This is a genomic window from Streptosporangium sp. NPDC050148, from assembly GCF_055586505.1.
The window spans coordinates 187,830-205,805 of record NZ_JBVJIA010000007.1; the positions used below are offsets into that span (position 1 = coordinate 187,830).

Here is a 17,976-nt window from a genome sequence, read left to right on the forward strand (position 1 = left end):
GGCGTGGACATTCTCCTCGATCGGCACAAAGGTTGGGACATGTCGTTCTCCGATTACCAGTACGAGATCTACCTCGACGGCCTCGCCGGGCGGCAGCCCCCGTACTCGACCTCGTTCGCGGAACTGGAGCGGGTGGCGCGCGAGCGGCTGGAGCCGGGACCGTACTGGTACGTGGCGGGGTCGGCCGGCATCGGCGCGACCCAGCGCGCCAACCGCGAGGCGTTCGACCGGCGGCGGATCGTGCCCCGGATGCTGCGCGACGTCTCGGTCCGGGACCTGGGCGTGGAGCTGTTCGGCAGGAGGTACCCCGCGCCGCTGCTGCTGGCGCCGATCGGGGCGCAGTCGATCGTCCACCCCGACGGGGAGATGGCCACCGCCAGGGCCGCCGCCTCGCTCGGCGTCCCCATGGTGCTCAGCACCGCCGCCTCGCACACCATCGAGGAGGTGGCCGAGGCCGGAGGGCCCCGCTGGTTCCAGCTCTACTGGCCGCACGACGACGAGGTGACGCTCAGCCTGCTGCAACGGGCCGCCAGGAGCGGTTACGACACCCTGGTCGTCACCCTCGACACCTGGACGCTGGCCTGGCGCCCGCGCGACCTCGACCTCGCCTACCTGCCGTTCCTGCGCGGCACCGGCCTGGCGATCCCGTTCTCCGACCCGGTGTTCCGCTCCCGGCTGGAGCGGCCGGTCGAGGAGGACCTGAACGCCGCGATCATCCAGTGGGCGCCGATGTTCAACGGCCGCTCCCACACCTGGGAGCGGCTGTCGCTGCTGCGCGACAACTGGGACGGGCCGATCGTCCTCAAGGGCGTGCAGCACGCCGACGACGCGCTGCGCGCCGCCGACGCGGGCATGGACGGCGTGGTCGTCTCCAACCACGGAGGCCGCCAGGTCGACGGCGCCACGGCGTCGCTGGACGCGCTCCCCGCGATCGCGGCGGCCGTGGGCGACCGGCTGACCGTGCTGTTCGACTCGGGGGTGCGCACCGGCTCCGACGTCGTCAAGGCCCTGGCCCTCGGCGCGCGGGCCGTCCTGCTGGGCCGCCCGTACGGGTGGGGGCTGGCGGTCGGCGGGGAGGACGGCGTCCGCCACGTCCTGCGCTCACTGCTCGCCGAACTCGACCTCACCCTCGGCCTGGCGGGCCACGACGGCCCCGCCGGCCTCGACCCTTCCGCCCTGGAGGCATCATGAGCCTGTCCGACCTGCAGCCGATCCCCGGCGACCAGCTGATCTTCCGGTCGCCGCAGACGTTCGCGACCGCCGACCAGGAGCGCCGCCACCGGCAGGAGCGCCTGGTCGCGGCACTGCGGCTGTTCGGCAGGTTCGGCTTCGAGGAGGGCGTGGCCGGTCACATCACCGTCCGCGACCCCGAGCACACCGACCACTTCTGGGTGAACCCGTTCGGCATGTCGTTCAAGCACATCACGATCGCCGACCTGATCCTGGTCAACCACGAGGGCCAGGTGGTCGAGGGGCGCTACCACGTCAACCAGGCCGCGTTCGCGATCCACTCGATGGTCCACCAGGCCCGGCCGGACGTGGTCGCCGCCGCGCACAGCCACTCGGTGTACGGCAAGGCGCTGTCCTCGCTGGGCACCCTGCTGGAACCCCTCACCCAGGACGCGTGCGCCTTCTACGAGGACATCGCCCTGTTCGACGACTACACCGGCGTCGTGCTGGAGACCGAGGAGGGGCGCCGCATCGCCCAGGCCCTCGGCTCCAACAAGGCGGTCATCCTGCGCAACCACGGTCTGCTGACGGTCGGCACTAGCGTGGACGCCGCCGCCTGGTGGTTCATCACGCTGGAGCGCTCGTGCCAGGCCCAGCTCCTGGCCAAGGCGGCGGGCCCGACGGTCCCGATCAGCCACGAGAACGCCAAGCTCACCCACGGCCAGATCGGCAACGACACGGTCGGCTGGATCAACTTCCAGCCGCTGTACGACCAGATCACCGCCGCCGAGCCCGACCTGTTCGGCTGAGGTCCCGTGCGGCCGGTGTCCCTGCCGGGCCTCGGCCGAGGCCCGGCAGGGCCGGTCCTCAGGCCGGGACGCCCGTGCGCGCCCTCTCGTTCAGGGCCGGCAGGGCCACCGCGCCGAGCAGCAGGCACCCGCCGCACACCGCCGCCGGGGTGAGCCGCTCACCGAGCAGCAGGACCCCCAGCAGCGCCGCGCCCACCGGCTCCACCAGCGTGATCACCGAGGCGGTGGTGGCGCGTACCGCGCCCAGGCCGATGAAGAACAGGCCGTAGGCCAGGGCCGTCGGGACCGCGCCGAGATAGACGATGATCGTCCAGAAGACGAGCGGGTCACCGGAGGGCAGCAGGCCCTGGACGAGCGCGATCGGCAGCAGGCAGAGCCCGCCGACGACGAAGCCGCCCGTCGCGGTGGCGTACGGCTCCGTCGCGAAGGCCCGGTTGAGCAGCGTCACCCCCGCGTAGCCCGCCGCCGACAGCAGGGCCCACCAGGTGCCGGACGCCGAGAAGGACCCCGACCCGTCGTCCAGGGTCAGCAGGACCAGACCGGCCAGCGCGACCGCGACCGAACCCAGCCCGGCCGCGCCGAGCCGTTCGCCCAGCAGCAGCCGGCCCCCGGCGGCCACCAGGACGGGGGTGGCGCCGATGGTGACCACGGTCGCCACGGCCAGGCCCGAGTCCGCGATCGCCGCGAAGTACGCGGTCTGGTAGACGGCCATCCCGGCGCCGGTGAGCAGGATCCCGCCGAGGTTGCGGGGCCGGCCGGAGGGGCGCTCCGGGGTTCCCCCCAGGCCGAACAGGCGGGTGGCGAGCAGGAGCATGGCCGCCCCCGCGGCGAACCGCCAGAAGGAGACGGCGACGGGACCGATCCCGCCGCTCAGGTCGAGCAGCGCGCCGGCGGCACCGCCGGTGCCCCAGGCGGTCGCCGCGATGGAAACGTACAGCAGGCCCCGGCGTACGGAGACATGCGTCATGAGGGTCTCTCCAGATGAGGTGTTCGTCGTCAGGTCGCACGTATGCGGACGGCAAGCACCCACCGGACCGCCCGGGTCCGGTCTGTCAGGAGAGGGCCGCCCGCTAGCGGGCGGGGGGCGGAGAGACGATCAGGAACACGGGGCCACCATAACCGGGTCCGCCTCCCCGGAGCCAGGAGGTATCCGGCCACCGCCCGCGCCGGGCCACCGGGTCCGCCGGACGGCCGGGGTCGCGGGGGAGGGGGCCGTCCGCCCGCCGTTCCCCTCCGGGAACCTGACATCAGGTGACAGGTACGGGCGGGACGATCGGCACATGACCACGAAAGCGCAATTCGTCGCGGTGAACATCGACTGCGCCGACCCCAGGCGGCTGGCCGAGTTCTACGCGACGGTCCTCGGTTACGAGGTCCAGTACGCCGAGGACACCTACGCCGGCATCGGCGACGGCACGATGACCATCTACTTCCAGCAGAACCTCGACCGCAAGCCGTCCGCCTGGCCCGGCCCCGACAAGCAGTTCCACCTCGACGTGCGCGTCCCCGACGTGGACCAGGCCGTCAAGGACTACCTGGTGCTCGGCGCCACCAAGCCCGACTACCAGCCCGGCGAGGGGAACTGGATCGTCCTGGCCGACCCGGAGGGGCATCTGTTCTGCATCTGCCCGCCCGCCGCCGAGTAGCCGGCCCGCCCGCGCACCGCTCCTCCGGACGTCTCGCGCGGTGGCCGGACAGATCTCCCGGGATGACCGGGCCGCTCTTCCGGACGTCCCCGCGATGACCGGGCCGGGGCGTTCCCGTGGACGTTTCCGGTGGGATGCGGTGAAGTTTCCCTCATGAGGCGATGGGGGTGGCGGCCGGGGCGCCGGGCGGCCGGCGTGGGGATGCTCGTCGCGGCGGGGGCGGCGGCGACGGCCACGCCGGTGGCGGCCCTGGCCGGGGCGCCGGACGTGGCGGCCTACGTGCCGCTGCCCGGTGTGCTCGCCCTGACGGCCGTGGTGCTCGCGGCCGCGGGAGCGGGCCTGGTGAGGCGACCCGGCGAACAGGGGCGCGCGGTGCTGCGCGTCCTGTCCCGATGGTGGGTCCTCGCCGGAGCCGTGCTCGTCGCCGTGTCCGTCTGGGGGACCACGGCCCTCCTGCTCTCCCTCGCCGACACGGCGCCGGACGCGGCCAGGCGCGTCGAACTGCGGCTGGACGCGGTGAAGACCGGCCTGACCGTCGGCGCGGGAGCGGCCGGGCTGGTGGCGCTCCTGCTCGGCGTACGCCGGCAGTGGCTCGGGGAGCGGACGCAGGCCCACCAGGAGTACGACGCCGCCGAGAAGCGCGTGACCGAGCTCTACATCGGGGCGACCGGCCAGCTCGGCCACGAGCGGGCCGCGGTGCGGCTGGCCGGGCTGTACGCGCTGGAGCGGGTCGCCCAGGACAACCCCGAGCATCGCCAGACGGTCGTCGACGTGATCTGCGGCTACCTGCGGATGCCTCCCTGGGCCGGACCGGCGGAACCGGCCGGCGAGGAGCGGGAGACCGACCCGTCCGTCGACCCGCAGGAGCTCCAGGTCCGCGTCACGGCACAGCGGATCCTCGGCGAGCACCTGCGCTGGAGCGGATCGGAACCGGTGCCGCCCGCCCGGTTCTGGCCCGGCATCGACCTCGACCTCACCGGCGCGCGGCTGGTGAAGTTCGACCTCGGCGACTGCCGGATGCGCCGGGCGGGGTTCGGCGGGGCCGTCTTCGAGGGGGGTGCCCGCTTCGAAGGGGCCCTCTTCGCGGAACGGGCGGTGTTCGGGGGAGCCGGCTTCGCCGTCTCCGGCCCGGCAGGGTACGGCGACCGCGCGGCGACCTTCAGGAACGCGCGGTTCGCCCGGGAGGCGGTGTTCCGGGACGCGGTGTTCGCGGTGCGGGCGAACTTCGCGGGCACGACGTTCGAGGGGGCGGCGCTGTTCGGCGGCGCGGGCTTCGAGGACCGGGCGACCTTCCGCGGGGCCGTCTTCGCGGAGGCCGCGCTGTTCGGCGGTGCCGCCTTCACCGGTGAGGCCGTCTTCCGCCAGGTCACGTTCGAGGGGGCGGCGTTCTTCGGCACGGCCACGTTCCGTACCGGCCCCTCCTTCGCGGAGGCGAGGGCCCGCACGGTGCCCGGTACGCAGCGGTCCTGGCCGGGCGGGTGGGGCGAGGCCGTCGACGACGGCTCGGACATCGCACGATTGGTGGAAGGGGGGTCCGTACCCGTTCCTCCGGCGCCCTAAGCTTGCGGGATGACCCGAGAATCGCTTCTTTCCGTATGCCCTGTCCGCTCTGGGGGGTGGCGATGACCTGGGTCGGGATATCGATCGCGCTGGTCGGTGCGCTGGGTTACGCGCTCGGGGCCGCGCTCCAGCAGTTCGAGGCCGTCTCCGAGGGCGCCTCGCTCAAGCTGATGAAGCGGCCCCGCTGGTGGCTCGGCGGCGTCATCGGCTTCACCGGGGCCTCCCTGCACGCCGTCGCCCTCAGTTTCGCGCCGCTGATCGCGGTGCAGCCGATCAGCGTGGCGACGCTGGTGTTCGCGGTGCCGCTGGCGGCGTTGCTGCACGGCAGGCGCCCGCACCGGGCGGAGATCCTCGGCTCGCTGGCGGTGGCCGTGGGACTGCTCGTCCTGATGCTGCTGGTCCCGTCCCATCCGGTGAGGCCGCACATGACGAACCAGGAGGCGCTGGGCTTCCTGGGCTGTGTCGGGCTGGTCGTGCTGGTCACGCACCTGCTGGGACGGAGGATGACCGGCTCCCCCCAGGCGCTCGTGCTGTCGGTCGGCGCGGGAGCGGTGACGGCCAGCGTCTCCACCTTCGTCCGGGTGGTGGGCGGCACCTTCGAGGGTGACCTGTCCATGCTGGTCCACTGGTTCGCCCTGGCGATCCCGGTGCTGCTCATCGTCGCGGTCGTGCTGCTGCAGAAGACGTACGAGGTGGGATATTTTGGGATCTCGTACGCGGCCGTTCAGGTGGTGGACCCGGTCACCTCGATCCTGGCGGGCACGCTCCTGCTCGACGAGGCCGTCCCCCGCGGCTGGGCGAACGTGATCCCCGCGCTGGGCGCCGCCGCGCTGCTGGTCTGGGGGACGGTCACCCTGGGAAGGCTCTCGCCGGACCACGGCGTCCCCGCCGCGGTCCGCGAGAAGGAGCCCGTCTCCCCGTAGCCGCCCCCGTGCCGAACCCGTGCGAACCCGCGGTGAAGGCACGCCCGTCCCGCCGTGGACGTCTCCCTTCCGAAGGCGTCCCTCTCGCCCCGGGTACTCCCGATCGGGGTCAGCCCGCGGGCGGCGTCCAGCCGAGCACCTCGTCCATGGCGCCGTTCACACGCGACGGGGCGAGCCGCCAGCCGACCGCCATCGCGGTGTCACGCAGCCGTACGGCCAGGGGGTTGCGCATCCGGCTGACGCGGCAGATCCTCGCGGAGCTGTTCATGATCTTCGTGGTGCGCTCCAGCCGGGCGGCGGTGTAGGCGGCCGGCCCGCCGTTCTCCCCGCCCAGGGTCCCCTCCCGCCCGCCGTGCGAGCCGTCCGGCACGGCGTGTCCGGGGGAGCCCATCGCGTGGGCCAGGACCACCGCGTCCTCGATCGCCTGGCAGGCGCCCTGTCCCATGTTGGGGGTCATGGCGTGCGCGGCGTCGCCCAGCAGGACGACCCTGCCCCGGTGCATGGCGGGCAGCGGGGTGGCCAGGTGGTACACGTCGTTCCTCAGCACGTCCCGCGGCGAGGCCGCGGCCAGGAGCTCCGGGATCGGGGAGTGCCAGTCCCCGAACAGCCGCCGCAGCTCGGCCAGCTGATCCCCGCCGTCACCGTTCGCGTCACCGTTCGCGTCACCGTTCGCGCGGCCGCCGCCCGCCGGGACGGTGTCGGTGGCGTAGCAGTAGACCCTTCCCGCGGCCAGCGGCATGACGCCGAAGACCCTCCCGCGTCCCCAGCTCTCGTGGGCCCGGCCCGGGACGTGGTCCGCCGGGACGAGCAGCCGCCAGCTGGTGACGCCCGCGTAGCGCGGGCCGGGGTGGCCGGGGAACAGCGCGGACCGGACGGGGGAGTGGATGCCGTCGGCCGCCACCACCAGGTCCGCCGTCACCTGCTCCCGCGCGAGGACCACCAGCCCGTTGTCCGGATCGACCCGGAGAACGGGCGTGCCCAGCCGGACCGTGCCCGCCTCCAGCCGGGAGAAGAGCACGTCGACCAGGTCCGAGCGGCGCAGCAGCACCAGCGAGTCGCCGCCGTTGCGCGCGGCGGTCGCCTCCACGGTGGTCCTCAGCAGCCACCGGCCGTCGGAACGGCGGAAGCCGCCCGTGCCCTGGACCGCCGACAGCGCGCGGATGTCGTCGCCGGCGCCGATCGTGTCCAGCGCCCTGAGCGCGTTGGCGGCGATGCCCAGGCCGGAGCCGACCGGCTCCAGGGACGCCGCCCGCTCGAACACCGTCACCTCCCAGCCCCGGCGGCGTAACGCGACCGCCGCCGTCAGCCCGCCGATGCCCGCCCCGATGACCACTGCGTGTGCCATGACCCATCCCCTCACTACGGATGTAGTGAAATTTACTACATCCGTAGTTCAACTACAAATGTAGTATGGAAGGGTGACGTCATCGCGTGCCGACCTGGTCGCCGACACCGCCATCACCCTGCTGGCGGAGCGAGGCATGCGCGGTCTGACCCACCGGGCCGTGGACGAGGCGGCGGGCCTGCCGCCGGGGTCGACCTCGAACCTGGCCCGCACCCGGTCCGCCCTGCTGGAGCTGACCCTCGCGCGGCTCGCCCGGCTGGAGGCCGGCGCGTTCGCGCCGTTGCTGAACGCCCCGGAGACGGACGTCGTGGACGTCCTGGTGGAGATGACGGCCCAGGCGCTGCGGACGCAGCTGACCGTCGGCCGCGAGATGCTGATCGCCCGCTACGAGCTGGCCCTGGAGGCCACCCGGCGTCCCGAGCTGCGCACGATCTACGACCTGGCCGGGCAGCGGTTCCGCGATCCCGCGGTCGCGATCCTGGCCGCCGCGGGATCGTCCGATCCGGTACGGCACGCCCGCCTGCTGGTCGCCTTCAGCGAAGGGGTGATGTTCGACGCCGTCGTCGGTGCCGGTGTCGAGCCGAGCCTGGACGACCTGCGGCTGGGGGTCGGGGAACTGCTGCGCGGCGTGCTCGGCCGGGAACCGCCGACCTGACGGGCCCCGGTGGCCGGAAGCCGCAGGCCGGACGGATCGGGGATCGACGATCGGGAACCGTCGGCTTCACGACCCCGCGACCCCACGGCCTCGGCGGCCGGTGAGGCGGGCGCGGTGGGCGGGCCATTCGTCGTCGAGGATGCCGAAGTAGACGGTGTCGCGCCAGGTGCCGTCGGCGCGGCGGCGGTGGCGGCGCAACGTGCCCTCGTGGACGCCGCCGATGCGCCCGATGGCGTTCTGCGAGCGGACGTTGAGGTTGTCGGTCTTGAGCTGCACCCGGCTCATGCCCAGCACGTCGAAGGCGTGGTCGATCAGCAGGACCTTGCACTCGGTGTTCACCGCGGAGCGCCACACGGACCTGGCGTACCAGGTCCAGCCGATCTCGATGCTCTCGGCGTACCCGGGGGTGTCCATGTAGGTGGTCCAGCCGACCGCGCGGCCGGTCCCGCGCAGGATCACGGCGAACGGGACGTGGTCCGGCGCCTCGATCAGGCCGGTCGCGATCTCGGCCAGCTCCGCCTCGGTGCGAGGGGGGGCGTAGGTCACCCAGCGCCAGATCTCCTCGTCGCCGCCCCCGGCCAGGAACAGGTCGGGAAGGTGGCCGGTGGTCAGCGGCTCCAGTCGTACGGTGTCGCCCTCGAGAACGACGGGGTCGGGCATCTTCGCGGTCATGGGGCGACTCTAGGATCCCGAGTGGACCTGTCCGTAGGTCCACTCGCAGCACGTTCGCGAGGACCACTCGGCGGACGGACCGGCCGGGTTCGGCCTCGCGACCTGTCGACACTCATACCGTCCGGTCGGTACGCTCACGGGAGACCGTGAGGAGACCCCATGGATTTCGCGTTCGACGCCCAGACCGAGAAGCTGAGGGAACGGCTGCTCGCCTTCATGGACGAGTGCGTCTACCCGGCGGAGGAGGCGTTCGAGGCCCAGGCCGCCGAGAGCGGGTGGGCCGCCCCGCCGCTGCTGGAGGACCTCAAGGAGGAGGCGCGCAAACGGGACCTGTGGAACCTGTTCCTGCCCGGCGAGCACGGCGCGGGTCTGACGAACCTCCAGTACGCGCCGCTGGCCGAGATCATGGGCCGCTCGCCCAGGATCGCCCCGGCCGCGACGAACTGCGCCGCCCCCGACACCGGCAACATGGAGGTCCTCTCCATGTTCGGAAACCGGTGGCAGCGCGAGCAGTGGCTGGAGCCGCTGCTGCGCGGTGAGATCCGGTCGGCGTTCGCCATGACCGAGCCGGACACCGCCTCCTCCGACGCCACGAACATCGCCCTGTCGATCGTCAGGGACGGCTCCGAGTACGTCGTCAACGGCCGCAAGTGGTTCGCCTCCGGCGCGATGAACCCCAACTGCAGGATCTTCATCGTGATGGGCAAGACCGACCCCGAGGCGTCCTCGCACCGGCAGCAGTCGATGATCCTCGTCCCGCGTGACACGCCAGGGATGCACGTCAGGCGGGGCATGCACGTCTTCGGCTACTCCGACTCCGACCACGGCGGGCACGCCGAGATCGTCTTCGAGGACGCCCGGGTGCCGGTCGACAACCTGATCGGCGAGGAGGGCGGCGGCTTCGCGATCGCCCAGGCCCGCCTCGGCCCGGGACGCATCCACCACTGCATGCGGCTGATCGGGATGGCCGAGCGGGCGGTCGAGCTGATGTGCACCCGCACCCTGGAGCGGACCGCGTTCGGCAGGCCGATCGCCCAGCAGGGCGTCGTCCAGGACTGGATCGCCGAGTCGAGGGTGAGGATCGAGCAGCTGCGGCTGCTCGTGCTGAAGACCGCCTGGCTGATGGACACCGTCGGCAACCGGGGGGCCCACACCGAGATCCAGGCCATCAAGATCGCCACCCCGCGCGACGTGGAGTGGATCCTGGACAAGGCCATCCAGGCGCACGGCGCAGGAGGGGTCAGCCAGGACTTCCCGCTGGCCGGCCTGTGGGCGGGCGCGCGCTCGCTGCGGCTCGCGGACGGGCCCGACGAGGTCCACAAGCGCTCCCTGGCCTACCGGGAGCTCAAGAAGTACATGCCCTGACCGCCTCGCCTCCCCCGGCCGTACGGGAACCGGGGCGGTGAGGCGGGGGCGGTGACGGCAGGGCGTCCCGGGGCCGCGGGGCGCGCGAATCGACGGAGATCGACGAAGGGAGCGCCCGTGGCGCTGGACGAGAAGGCGGTCAGGGAGCGCGTCGCCGCGTTCCTGGCCGAGCACGACCCGGCCGGGGACCGGCTGGAGTTCCTGCGGGCCCGGTTCGACGCCGGGCTCGCCTGGGTGCACTTCCCCGAGGGCCTGGGCGGGCTCGGGGCCGCCCGCGAGCTGCAGAACGTCGTCGAGCAGGAGCTCGCCGGGACGCCGCAGATCAACCCGGGACTGCAGACGATCGGGCTGGGCATGGCGGCGCCGACGATCCTGGCGTTCGGCACCGAGGAGCAGCGCAGGCGGTTCCTGCGCCCGCTGTGGACCGGCGAGGAGATCTGGTGCCAGCTCTTCAGCGAGCCCGGCGCCGGGTCGGACCTGGCCACGCTCGGCACCCGCGCGGTCAGGGACGGCGACGAGTGGGTGGTGGACGGGCAGAAGGTGTGGACCTCGGGCGCGCACCACTCCCGGTGGGCGATCCTGGTGGCCAGGACCGACGTGGACGTGCCCAAGCACCGCGGCATGACCTACTTCGTGTGCGACATGCAGGCCCCGGGGGTCGAGGTCAGGCCGCTGCGGCAGATCACCGGCGAGGCCGAGTTCAACGAGGTCTTCCTCACCGGCGTACGGCTCGGTGACGACCTGCGGCTGGGTGAGGTCGGTGACGGCTGGCGGGTCGCGCAGACCACGCTGATGAACGAGCGGGTCGCGATCGGCGGCGCGCCGGTCAAGCGGGGCGGCGGCGTGGTCGGCCTGGTGTCGGAGACCTGGCGTTCCCGGCCCGAGCTGCGTACCCACGACCTGCACCAGCGGCTGCTCCGCCTCTGGGTGGAGGCCGAGGTGACCCGCCTGGCCGGGACGCGCCTGCGCGAGCAGCTCTCCGCCGGGCAGCCGGGCCCCGAGGGCTCGGGGATGAAGCTCGCCTTCGCCTCCCTCAACCAGGCCCTGTCCGGGCTGGACGTGGAGCTGCGCGGCGAGGAGGGGCTGACCTACGACGACTGGACCTTCCGCCGCTCCGACACCGTCGACTTCTTCGGCCGGGGCGCGGGGTACCGCTACCTGCGCGCCAAGGGCAACTCCATCGAGGGCGGCACCTCGGAGATCCTGCGCAACATCGTGGCCGAGCGCGTGCTCGGGCTGCCCTCGGAACCCCGCGTCGACAAGGACGTGCCCTGGAAGGACCTGCCGCGGTGACGGCGGGCGGAACGGGCGCGCGGGACGCGCGGGGTTCGGTGACGAGCGGATCGGGTGCGACCGGTGGAAACGGCCGGCGTGATGGACGAGGAGCGGGGAGCGACCTATGACGCTGTTGTACACCGAGGTCGAGGAGGAGCTCCGGGCCTCCGTGCGCGACCTCCTCGCGGACCGCTGCGGGCCCGACGCGGTGCTGAGGCGCGTCGAGTCCGGGACGCCGTACGACATTGACCTGTGGAAGACGCTGTCCCGGGAGATCGGGGTGGCGGGACTGCTCGTGCCGGAGGAGCACGGCGGCGCCGGGGCGTCGGCCCGGGAGGTCGCGGTGGTGCTGGAGGAGCTGGGACGGGCCGTGGCGCCGCTGCCGTTCCTCACCAGCTCCGTGCTCGCCACCAAGGCCCTGCTGCTGGCGGGCGAGGGGGAGCTGATCCAGGAGCTCGCCTCGGGGGAGACGACGGCGGCCCTCGCGGTGTCGCTGGCGGCCTCGCCGTACCGGCCGCTGCCCGGGACCGTCACCGTCACGGACGGTGCCCTGAACGGGAAGGTCGGGGCGGTGGCGGGCGCGGAGGTGGCGGACGTGCTGCTCGTGCCCGTCGGGACGGCGCTCTACCGGGTCAGGGCCGCGGACGTCCGGATCGAGACGGTGCCGTCGCTCGACCTGACGAGGCCGGTCTCCACCCTCACGTTCTCCGGCGTGGCCGGGGAGGAGGTCGGCGCGCTCGACACGCGCCGGCTGCTGAGCTTCGGCGCGGGCCTGCTCGCCTCGGAGCAGCTCGGCGTCGCCGAGTGGTGCCTGAACACCACGCTCTCCTACATCAAGGAGCGCCACCAGTTCGCCCGGCCGGTGGGGTCCTTCCAGGCGATCAAGCACCGCATGGCCGACCTCTGGCTGGACGTGGTGCGCGCCCGCGCCGCCGCGAGGAACGCCGCCGACCTGCTGGCCGAGGACGCGGACGTGGCCCAAACGCCCGAGGACCGCGAGCCGGCGGCCGCGGTGGCCGCGTCGTGGTGCTCGGAGGTGGCGGTGCACGTCGCCGAGGAGAGCGTCCAGCTGCACGGCGGGATCGGGATGACCTGGGAGCACCCGGTGCACCTCTACCTCAAGCGCGCCAAGGCCACCGAGATCGCGCTCGGCACCCCCGGGGCCCACCGGGAGGCGCTGGCGACCCTGGCGGACCTGCCCGCGCCGGCCTGACCGGTTCGTTCCGGGGCCGTCCCGCCCGGGGCGGCCCCGGCCGGTCACCGCGACCGGCTACTGCGGCCGGAGCGAGGTGAGGAGCAGGTCGGCGAAGTGGGCTCCCAGCTCGGCGCCCGAGAGGGGGCCGTCGGGGCTGTACCAGGTGCCCAGGTGGTGCACGGACCCGAAGAAGAAGTCCACGACGATGTCGGCGGGCACGTCGTTCCTGAAGGTGCCCTCGCGCTGCCCCTCGGTGACCAGGTCGCGGAAACGCTCGTGGTAGTTGCGCCGTTCGGCCCGGACGACCTTGCGCGTGTCCGGGGCGAGCAGGTGCATCGAGCGGAAGAAGATCTTGGAGTCGTCCAGGTTGTCCACGGTGGTCGTCACGACGTCCGCGGCGGCGGCGTGCAGGCGCTCGGACACCGACCCGGGGCCGTCGGCGATGTGGGTCAGCCGCTCCATCTGCATGCGGAGCACGCGCCCGTAGATCTCGTGGAGCAGGTCGTCCTTGGAGTCGAAGTAGTGGTACATCGCGCCCTTGGTGACGCCGGCCGCCGAGACGACCTCCTGCACGGAGGTGCTCTCGAAGCCCTGCTCGGCGAACAGGCGGGTGGCCTCGCCGAGCAGTCGCTGCCGTACCGGCTCCTGGTCCTGAGTCATACGTCCCCCATGATGTGGTGAGGGAAAGCATACCGACTGGTCGGTTCCACCGTGGGTCTCTGGCGAATGCGTGTTAGTTGCGTCACCTTCGCGGGCCGGGGATAGCTGGAGCTCCAATTTGGGTATTTCATAGCGCAGGGATCTTCAGCGTGGCAGATCCGCCTTCTTTCTTTCTTGACCGTTCAATCATGGGGGTTCGCTATGCCCGGCGGATCTATCTACGTCACCCCGGTCGACCAGGTCCACGGCCTGTCGCCCCAGGTCATGTACGAACAGTTCTGGATCAAAGAGGCCGGCGAGCGCAGGAAGATGCGCGCGGTCAAGGCCGTGGCCGGACTGGTCGCAGGCGTCGCGCTGGCCTACCGGTTCGACCTGTCCATGCCGGTCGTCGGCCTGCTCTGCGGCCTGCTCGTCGCCGCGGGGGACGCGCTGTGGGCCTGGAGGCAGTACGACGCCACCGCGGTCTGGCGCGGCAGGCGCAGGGGGGCGACGATCACCGGCAAGCTGCTCCGCCGCAGGCTGCGCAGGGCCGGGTACCGGATCCTGGACGGCCGCTCCGTCCCGGGCAAGGCCTCGATCGACCACCTCGTCATCGGCCCCGGCGGCGTCTGGGTGGTCGACAACGAGGCGTGGGACCCCGACACCGAGATCGCCCGGTACGGCGATCGGTTGTTCCTGGGCGAGAGGTACGGCACGAAGACGGCCAAGGCGCTCGTCGAGGTGTCCGAGGCGCTGGCCGAGGTGCTCTCCCGCGAGTCGGGCGTCCCGGTGACCATCGAGCCGCTGATCGCCGTGCACGGCGGCCGGCTTCGGCGGTCGGTCACCGCGGAGGGGATCACCCTGCTCAAGCCCCGCCTGGTCGCGCGCTGGATCCGCAACGGCCCGCGGGCCGAGTTCGACGAGACCCAGGTGGAGCTGCTGGCCAGGACCGCCGCCCGGGTGCTGCGCCGGATGAGCTGACACCGCCCGCCCGCGAGGGCGCCCCGGACCGGCCGGTGCCGTTCGCGTCAGCCGATGCGTCCTTTCGGGAGGACGGCGTCCCGCGCGGACCCGCTCAGGCGAGCTCCTCGATGAAGGCCGCGAGCTGCGCGACGTTGCGGCACTCGTACATCGGCACGACCCCGCCGTACGCCGTGGCCAGCGAGTCGCCGGTGTCCCACTGGGCGGTCGGTTCCGGGTTGAGCCAGTAGGCGTGCCGGGCGTCCCGGGCCAGGCGCTTCAGCGTGTCCAGGGCGGGAGGCTGGTAGTTGGACCGGGCGTCGCCCAGGATCAGCAGGGACGTCTTGGGCCCGACGCTGTCGCCGTAGCGTTCGGCGAACGCCTCCAGCGCGTGGCCGTAGTCGGTCCGGCCGAACCGCACCATGTCGGCCTCCTTCGTCAGCCGGGTCATCGCCTCCACCACGTCGGCGCCCGGCACGAAGAACCGGGTGATCTCGTCGACGGTGTCCACGAACCCGAACGCCCGCACCTTGGCGAACTGCTCGCGCAGCGCGTACGTCAGCAGCAGGGTGAAGTGCGCGAAGGAGGCGACCGAGTCGCTGGCGTCGCACAGCACGACCAGCTCGGGCTTGTGCGGCCGTCGCGGCCTGTTGAAGGTGGTCAGCGGCACCCCGCCGCTGGAGAGCGAGGCCCGTACGGTCCGGCGGAAGTCCAGCCGGCCCCGGTGACCGAGCCGGTGCTTGACGGTCAGCCGGGCGGCCAGGCGGCGCGCCAGCGGGTGCACCTCCCGGCGGAGCCTGGCCAGGTCGGCCTTGGTGATGCGCAGGAAGTCGAGCTGCTCCAGCGGCGGGCGTACGGAGGAGCGGGCGATCCGCTCGATCCCGGAGTCCTCGGCGATCCGGCGGCGCACGTCGGTGGAGACCGCCTCCGTGAAGCGCTCGATGTTCTCGCCGATGCGCTGCCGGGCGACCTTCTCGGCCAGCCCGCCGCGCTCCCGGCCCGCCAGGACCTCGGCCAGCAGCCGCGCCATGAGCGTCTCGGGGGACAGGGCCCGCATCACCGGGTAGGAGAACCAGTTCTGCCTGCCGGGCCCGGCGGGCTGGCGGCCGAAGCGGCCCACCATGGCCCGCGCGAACGCGTTCATCCCCTGGCCCTGACCCTCGGCCTCCAGCAGCAGCTCCGCCAGCCGGTCGCGCAACTCGGGGACCCCGGCGGTCTCCAGGTCCGGCCCGCCCTCGCGCGCGGCCTGCAGGCCGGTCGTGGAGGCGGGGAACCACAGGTCGAACAGCGTGTCGAAGCCCGGCCGGTGCGACGGCCGCTTGACCAGCGTCGCGGCGTACGCGGCGCGCAGCGACTCCCGCTCGGCCAGGTCGATCACCTCCAGCGCCCTGGCCGCGTCCAGGCCCTCGGCCGGTGAGACCGGCAGCCCGGCCTCGCGCAGCGCGTGCACGAACCCCACGTGCCGGTCGAGCAGGCTCATCGCGGCCCTCCCGTCCCGGGTCCCGTCCTCATCCCGGTTCCCGCCCCCGTCCCCGGCCTCGTCCGAGGTCCCGGCTCCGTCCCCGTTCCCGCTTCCACCCGAGGTCCGGGTCCCGGTCCGAGGGTCACAGCGCGAGTTCCTTGCGCGCCCGGGTCTGGTCGGAGGCGTGCTTGAGCACGACGCCCAGGGTGGCCCCGATCGCCTCCTCGTCCAGCTCGGTCCTGCCGAGGGCGAGCAGGGTGTTGGCCCAGTCGATCGTCTCGGCGATCGAGGGCGCCTTCTTCAGCTCCAGGGTGCGCAGGGTGGCGACCGTGCGGGCGAGCTGCTCGGCCAGGCTCGCCTCGATCGAGGGCACCCGGGCCAGCACGATGTCCCGCTCGCGCTCCGGCGTCGGATACTCCAGGTGCAGGTAGAGGCAGCGCCGCTTGAGCGCCTCGGACAGCTCCCGGGTGGCGTTGGAGCTCAGCACCACGTACGGCCTGCGCACGGCGGTGATCGTGCCGAGTTCGGGGATGGTGACCTGGTAGTCCGACAGGATCTCCAGCAGCAGCCCCTCGACCTCCACGTCGGCCTTGTCGATCTCGTCGATCAGCAGGACCACCGGCGTCTCGGACCGGATCGCGGCGAGCAGCGGCCGTTCCAGCAGGAACTCCTCGGTGAAGATGTCGTCGTGGGTGGAGTCCCAGTCCTCGCCCTGCCCGGCCTGGATGCGCAGGAGCTGCTTCTTGTAGTTCCACTCGTACAGCGCCCTGGCCTCGTCCAGGCCCTCGTAGCACTGCAGCCTGACCAGCCGCGCGCCGGTGGTCTCGGCCACGGCCTTGGCGAGCTGGGTCTTGCCCACCCCCGCGGGCCCCTCGGCGAGGAGTGGCTTGCCGAGCGCGCCCGCCAGGAACACCGAGGTCGAGATGGAGTCGTCGGAGAGGTAGTCGACGGCGCCGAGCCGCTCACCGGCGTCGGAGGGCGAGGCGAACCACATGTGAGCTCCCAGTACAGGACCGAATTTTGTTCTAGCTTAGCGGGTGATCGTCCCGGATTTCGAAGCCCTGCCCGATGTGCGCTATCCTTCAAGGGCTTCACGCGCCGCTAGCTCAGTTGGTTAGAGCAGCTGACTCTTAATCAGCGGGTCCGGGGTTCGAGTCCCTGGCGGCGCACCTCGACGACACGGGCACCCCGGCCTCAGGCCGGGGTGCCCGTGTCGTCTCCTCAGGCCGGACGGCCCGCGTCGTCTCCCGCGGAGACGTCCAGCAGGTAGCGCCGCAGGGTCGCCGCCTCCCGCGACAGCACCGCGGGATCGTCGCCCGGGACGAACTCCAGGGACGTGTCGATCCGCCGTCCCGTCGCCGCGACCATGGCCAGGGCGCGGCGCCACAGCGCCTCCCGGTGCTCCAGCGGCCACCGCTCCCGCGGCGTCGGCCACCAGCTGAACACGTGCACCCCGTCCACCCGGTCCAGTACGGCCTCCAGCCCCGCCAGGGCCTGCTCGTCCGGCATCCCGTTCGGCGGCTGCCAGTAGGTCCGCAGGCCCGGGACCTCGTCCAGCATCGACCGGGCCGAGACGATCTCGTCGGTGAGGGTGCCGTCGTGGAACTCGGTGGCGACGGTGATGCCGGTCCCGCCGTCCGTCGTCGTCTCCGCCGCGCTGTCGACGCACCGTCTCAGGCCGTCCACGATCCGGCGGCGCCCGGCCGCGTCCACGGCCGCCGAGGCGGTGTTCCCGGCCCAGACCCTGATGCGCGGGGCGCCGAGCGCGCGCGCCGCGCCGAGGACCTGCCGCCACACGCGCCGGTCCTCCTGCGGGTCGGTGACGACGCCCGCCCGGTAGTAGGAGCCCAGGGCCGACACCTCCAGGCCCGCGGCCCTGGTCGCCTCGGCCACGCGCCGCGCCTCGGCCTCGTCGCCCAGCGGGACGTGCGCGTCCTGGCCCCACTCGACGCGGTCGAGCCCGGCACCGGCGGCCAGCTCGACGATCCGGTCCGCGCTCAGCGGCCGGTAGGTGACACTGCACATCCCCGACGTCAGGAACGGCACCCGTCTCATCGCATCCCGCCTCTCGCGACCCGGCTCCGTGCTCCCGGACCGGCCCTGTCCCGTCGGGTCCCGCCGCGCGGGTTCCCGTTCCGCGGGACGCCGGCCCGGCGGGCACCGCTCACCGTATCCCGCCGCACCGGGCGCGGAACGACGGGACCGGGGGGGGGGGGGGGGGGGGGGGGGGGGGGGGGGGGGGGGGGGGGGGGGGGGGGGGGGGAGGAGGGGGGGGGGGGGGGGGGAGGGGGGGGGGAGAA

General features: G+C 73.0%; 17 protein-coding genes and 1 tRNA gene. 11 read left to right on the forward strand and 7 right to left on the reverse strand.

Going from position 1 to position 17,976, the window contains the following annotated elements; all coding sequences use genetic code 11:
• Nucleotides 1–39: 39 nt before the first annotated feature.
• Together ACZ6RT_RS10215 and ACZ6RT_RS10220 are read left to right on the forward strand one after the other, a co-directional pair.
• A complete protein-coding gene (locus ACZ6RT_RS10215; protein WP_470152942.1) occupies nucleotides 40–1,191 on the forward strand; it encodes a lactate 2-monooxygenase in 1,152 nt (383 codons plus the stop codon).
• Nucleotides 1,188–1,979 (forward strand): class II aldolase/adducin family protein, encoded by a 792-nt coding sequence (locus ACZ6RT_RS10220; RefSeq protein WP_470152944.1) that lies wholly within the window; start codon nucleotides 1,188–1,190, stop codon nucleotides 1,977–1,979. Before ACZ6RT_RS10215 ends, ACZ6RT_RS10220 begins: the two co-directional genes overlap by 4 nt.
• Nucleotides 1,980–2,037: 58 nt before the next feature.
• On the opposite strand, the gene ACZ6RT_RS10225 is transcribed toward ACZ6RT_RS10220, so the two are convergent.
• On the reverse strand, nucleotides 2,038–2,946 hold the full coding sequence (locus ACZ6RT_RS10225) for a DMT family transporter (protein ID WP_470152946.1): 909 nt from the start codon (nucleotides 2,944–2,946) through the stop codon (nucleotides 2,038–2,040).
• A 313-nt stretch (nucleotides 2,947–3,259) separates the two neighbouring features.
• Here ACZ6RT_RS10225 and ACZ6RT_RS10230 point away from each other — a divergent pair, with 313 nt between their 5' ends.
• The 3 genes from ACZ6RT_RS10230 to ACZ6RT_RS10240 all read left to right on the forward strand — a co-directional run bounded on the left by ACZ6RT_RS10230 (nucleotide 3,260) and on the right by ACZ6RT_RS10240 (nucleotide 6,108).
• Nucleotides 3,260–3,625 (forward strand): VOC family protein, encoded by a 366-nt coding sequence (locus ACZ6RT_RS10230; RefSeq protein WP_470152948.1) that lies wholly within the window; start codon nucleotides 3,260–3,262, stop codon nucleotides 3,623–3,625.
• A gap of 153 nt (nucleotides 3,626–3,778) precedes the next feature.
• On the forward strand, nucleotides 3,779–5,185 hold the full coding sequence (locus tag ACZ6RT_RS10235; RefSeq protein ID WP_470152950.1) for a pentapeptide repeat-containing protein: 1,407 nt from the start codon (nucleotides 3,779–3,781) through the stop codon (nucleotides 5,183–5,185).
• Nucleotides 5,186–5,220: 35 nt separating this feature from the next.
• Nucleotides 5,221–6,108 (forward strand): DMT family transporter, encoded by an 888-nt coding sequence (locus ACZ6RT_RS10240; RefSeq protein ID WP_399186207.1) that lies wholly within the window; start codon nucleotides 5,221–5,223, stop codon nucleotides 6,106–6,108.
• 109 nt (nucleotides 6,109–6,217) lie between these two features.
• Here ACZ6RT_RS10240 and ACZ6RT_RS10245 read toward each other — a convergent pair whose 3' ends face one another.
• Nucleotides 6,218–7,453 carry an FAD-dependent monooxygenase gene (locus ACZ6RT_RS10245; RefSeq protein WP_470152952.1) on the reverse strand — a complete coding sequence of 412 codons (1,236 nt, stop codon included), beginning with the start codon at nucleotides 7,451–7,453 and terminating at the stop codon, nucleotides 6,218–6,220.
• Between the two features lie 73 nt (nucleotides 7,454–7,526).
• Between ACZ6RT_RS10245 and ACZ6RT_RS10250 the strand changes: the two genes are divergently transcribed.
• A complete protein-coding gene (locus tag ACZ6RT_RS10250) occupies nucleotides 7,527–8,108 on the forward strand; it encodes a TetR/AcrR family transcriptional regulator (RefSeq protein ID WP_470152953.1) in 582 nt (193 codons plus the stop codon).
• Between the two features lie 66 nt (nucleotides 8,109–8,174).
• On the opposite strand, the gene ACZ6RT_RS10255 is transcribed toward ACZ6RT_RS10250, so the two are convergent.
• Complete coding sequence (locus tag ACZ6RT_RS10255; RefSeq protein ID WP_470152955.1) at nucleotides 8,175–8,780, reverse strand: GNAT family N-acetyltransferase; 606 nt, start codon at nucleotides 8,778–8,780, stop codon at nucleotides 8,175–8,177.
• Between the two features lie 159 nt (nucleotides 8,781–8,939).
• Between ACZ6RT_RS10255 and ACZ6RT_RS10260 the strand changes: the two genes are divergently transcribed.
• From ACZ6RT_RS10260 to ACZ6RT_RS10270, 3 genes are all read left to right on the forward strand, one after another.
• Complete coding sequence (locus tag ACZ6RT_RS10260) at nucleotides 8,940–10,145, forward strand: acyl-CoA dehydrogenase family protein (RefSeq protein WP_399186203.1); 1,206 nt, start codon at nucleotides 8,940–8,942, stop codon at nucleotides 10,143–10,145.
• Nucleotides 10,146–10,262: 117 nt separating this feature from the next.
• The gene (locus tag ACZ6RT_RS10265) at nucleotides 10,263–11,438 is read left to right on the forward strand and encodes an acyl-CoA dehydrogenase family protein (protein ID WP_399186202.1); all 1,176 of its coding nucleotides are present in this window, start codon (nucleotides 10,263–10,265) and stop codon (nucleotides 11,436–11,438) included.
• A gap of 106 nt (nucleotides 11,439–11,544) precedes the next feature.
• Entirely contained in the window at nucleotides 11,545–12,633 is a 1,089-nt protein-coding gene (locus ACZ6RT_RS10270) for an acyl-CoA dehydrogenase family protein (RefSeq protein ID WP_470152956.1), read from the forward strand.
• 57 nt (nucleotides 12,634–12,690) lie between these two features.
• Here the strand turns inward: ACZ6RT_RS10270 and ACZ6RT_RS10275 are convergent, their stop codons facing one another.
• Complete coding sequence (locus ACZ6RT_RS10275; RefSeq protein WP_399186200.1) at nucleotides 12,691–13,275, reverse strand: TetR/AcrR family transcriptional regulator; 585 nt, start codon at nucleotides 13,273–13,275, stop codon at nucleotides 12,691–12,693.
• Between the two features lie 201 nt (nucleotides 13,276–13,476).
• Here ACZ6RT_RS10275 and ACZ6RT_RS10280 point away from each other — a divergent pair, with 201 nt between their 5' ends.
• Nucleotides 13,477–14,235, forward strand: coding sequence for a nuclease-related domain-containing protein (locus ACZ6RT_RS10280; RefSeq protein ID WP_399186199.1), 759 nt, complete (start codon nucleotides 13,477–13,479; stop codon nucleotides 14,233–14,235).
• Between the two features lie 94 nt (nucleotides 14,236–14,329).
• Here the strand turns inward: ACZ6RT_RS10280 and ACZ6RT_RS10285 are convergent, their stop codons facing one another.
• On the reverse strand, nucleotides 14,330–15,694 hold the full coding sequence (locus tag ACZ6RT_RS10285) for a vWA domain-containing protein (protein ID WP_470152957.1): 1,365 nt from the start codon (nucleotides 15,692–15,694) through the stop codon (nucleotides 14,330–14,332).
• Between the two features lie 124 nt (nucleotides 15,695–15,818).
• Nucleotides 15,819–16,670 carry an AAA family ATPase gene (locus tag ACZ6RT_RS10290; protein ID WP_470152958.1) on the reverse strand — a complete coding sequence of 284 codons (852 nt, stop codon included), beginning with the start codon at nucleotides 16,668–16,670 and terminating at the stop codon, nucleotides 15,819–15,821.
• Nucleotides 16,671–16,771: 101 nt separating this feature from the next.
• Between ACZ6RT_RS10290 and ACZ6RT_RS10295 the strand changes: the two genes are divergently transcribed.
• Nucleotides 16,772–16,845: transfer RNA gene (locus tag ACZ6RT_RS10295), tRNA-Lys, on the forward strand.
• A 52-nt stretch (nucleotides 16,846–16,897) separates the two neighbouring features.
• Here the strand turns inward: ACZ6RT_RS10295 and ACZ6RT_RS10300 are convergent.
• A complete protein-coding gene (locus tag ACZ6RT_RS10300; protein ID WP_470152959.1) occupies nucleotides 16,898–17,731 on the reverse strand; it encodes a sugar phosphate isomerase/epimerase family protein in 834 nt (277 codons plus the stop codon).
• Nucleotides 17,732–17,976: the final 245 nt, after the last annotated feature.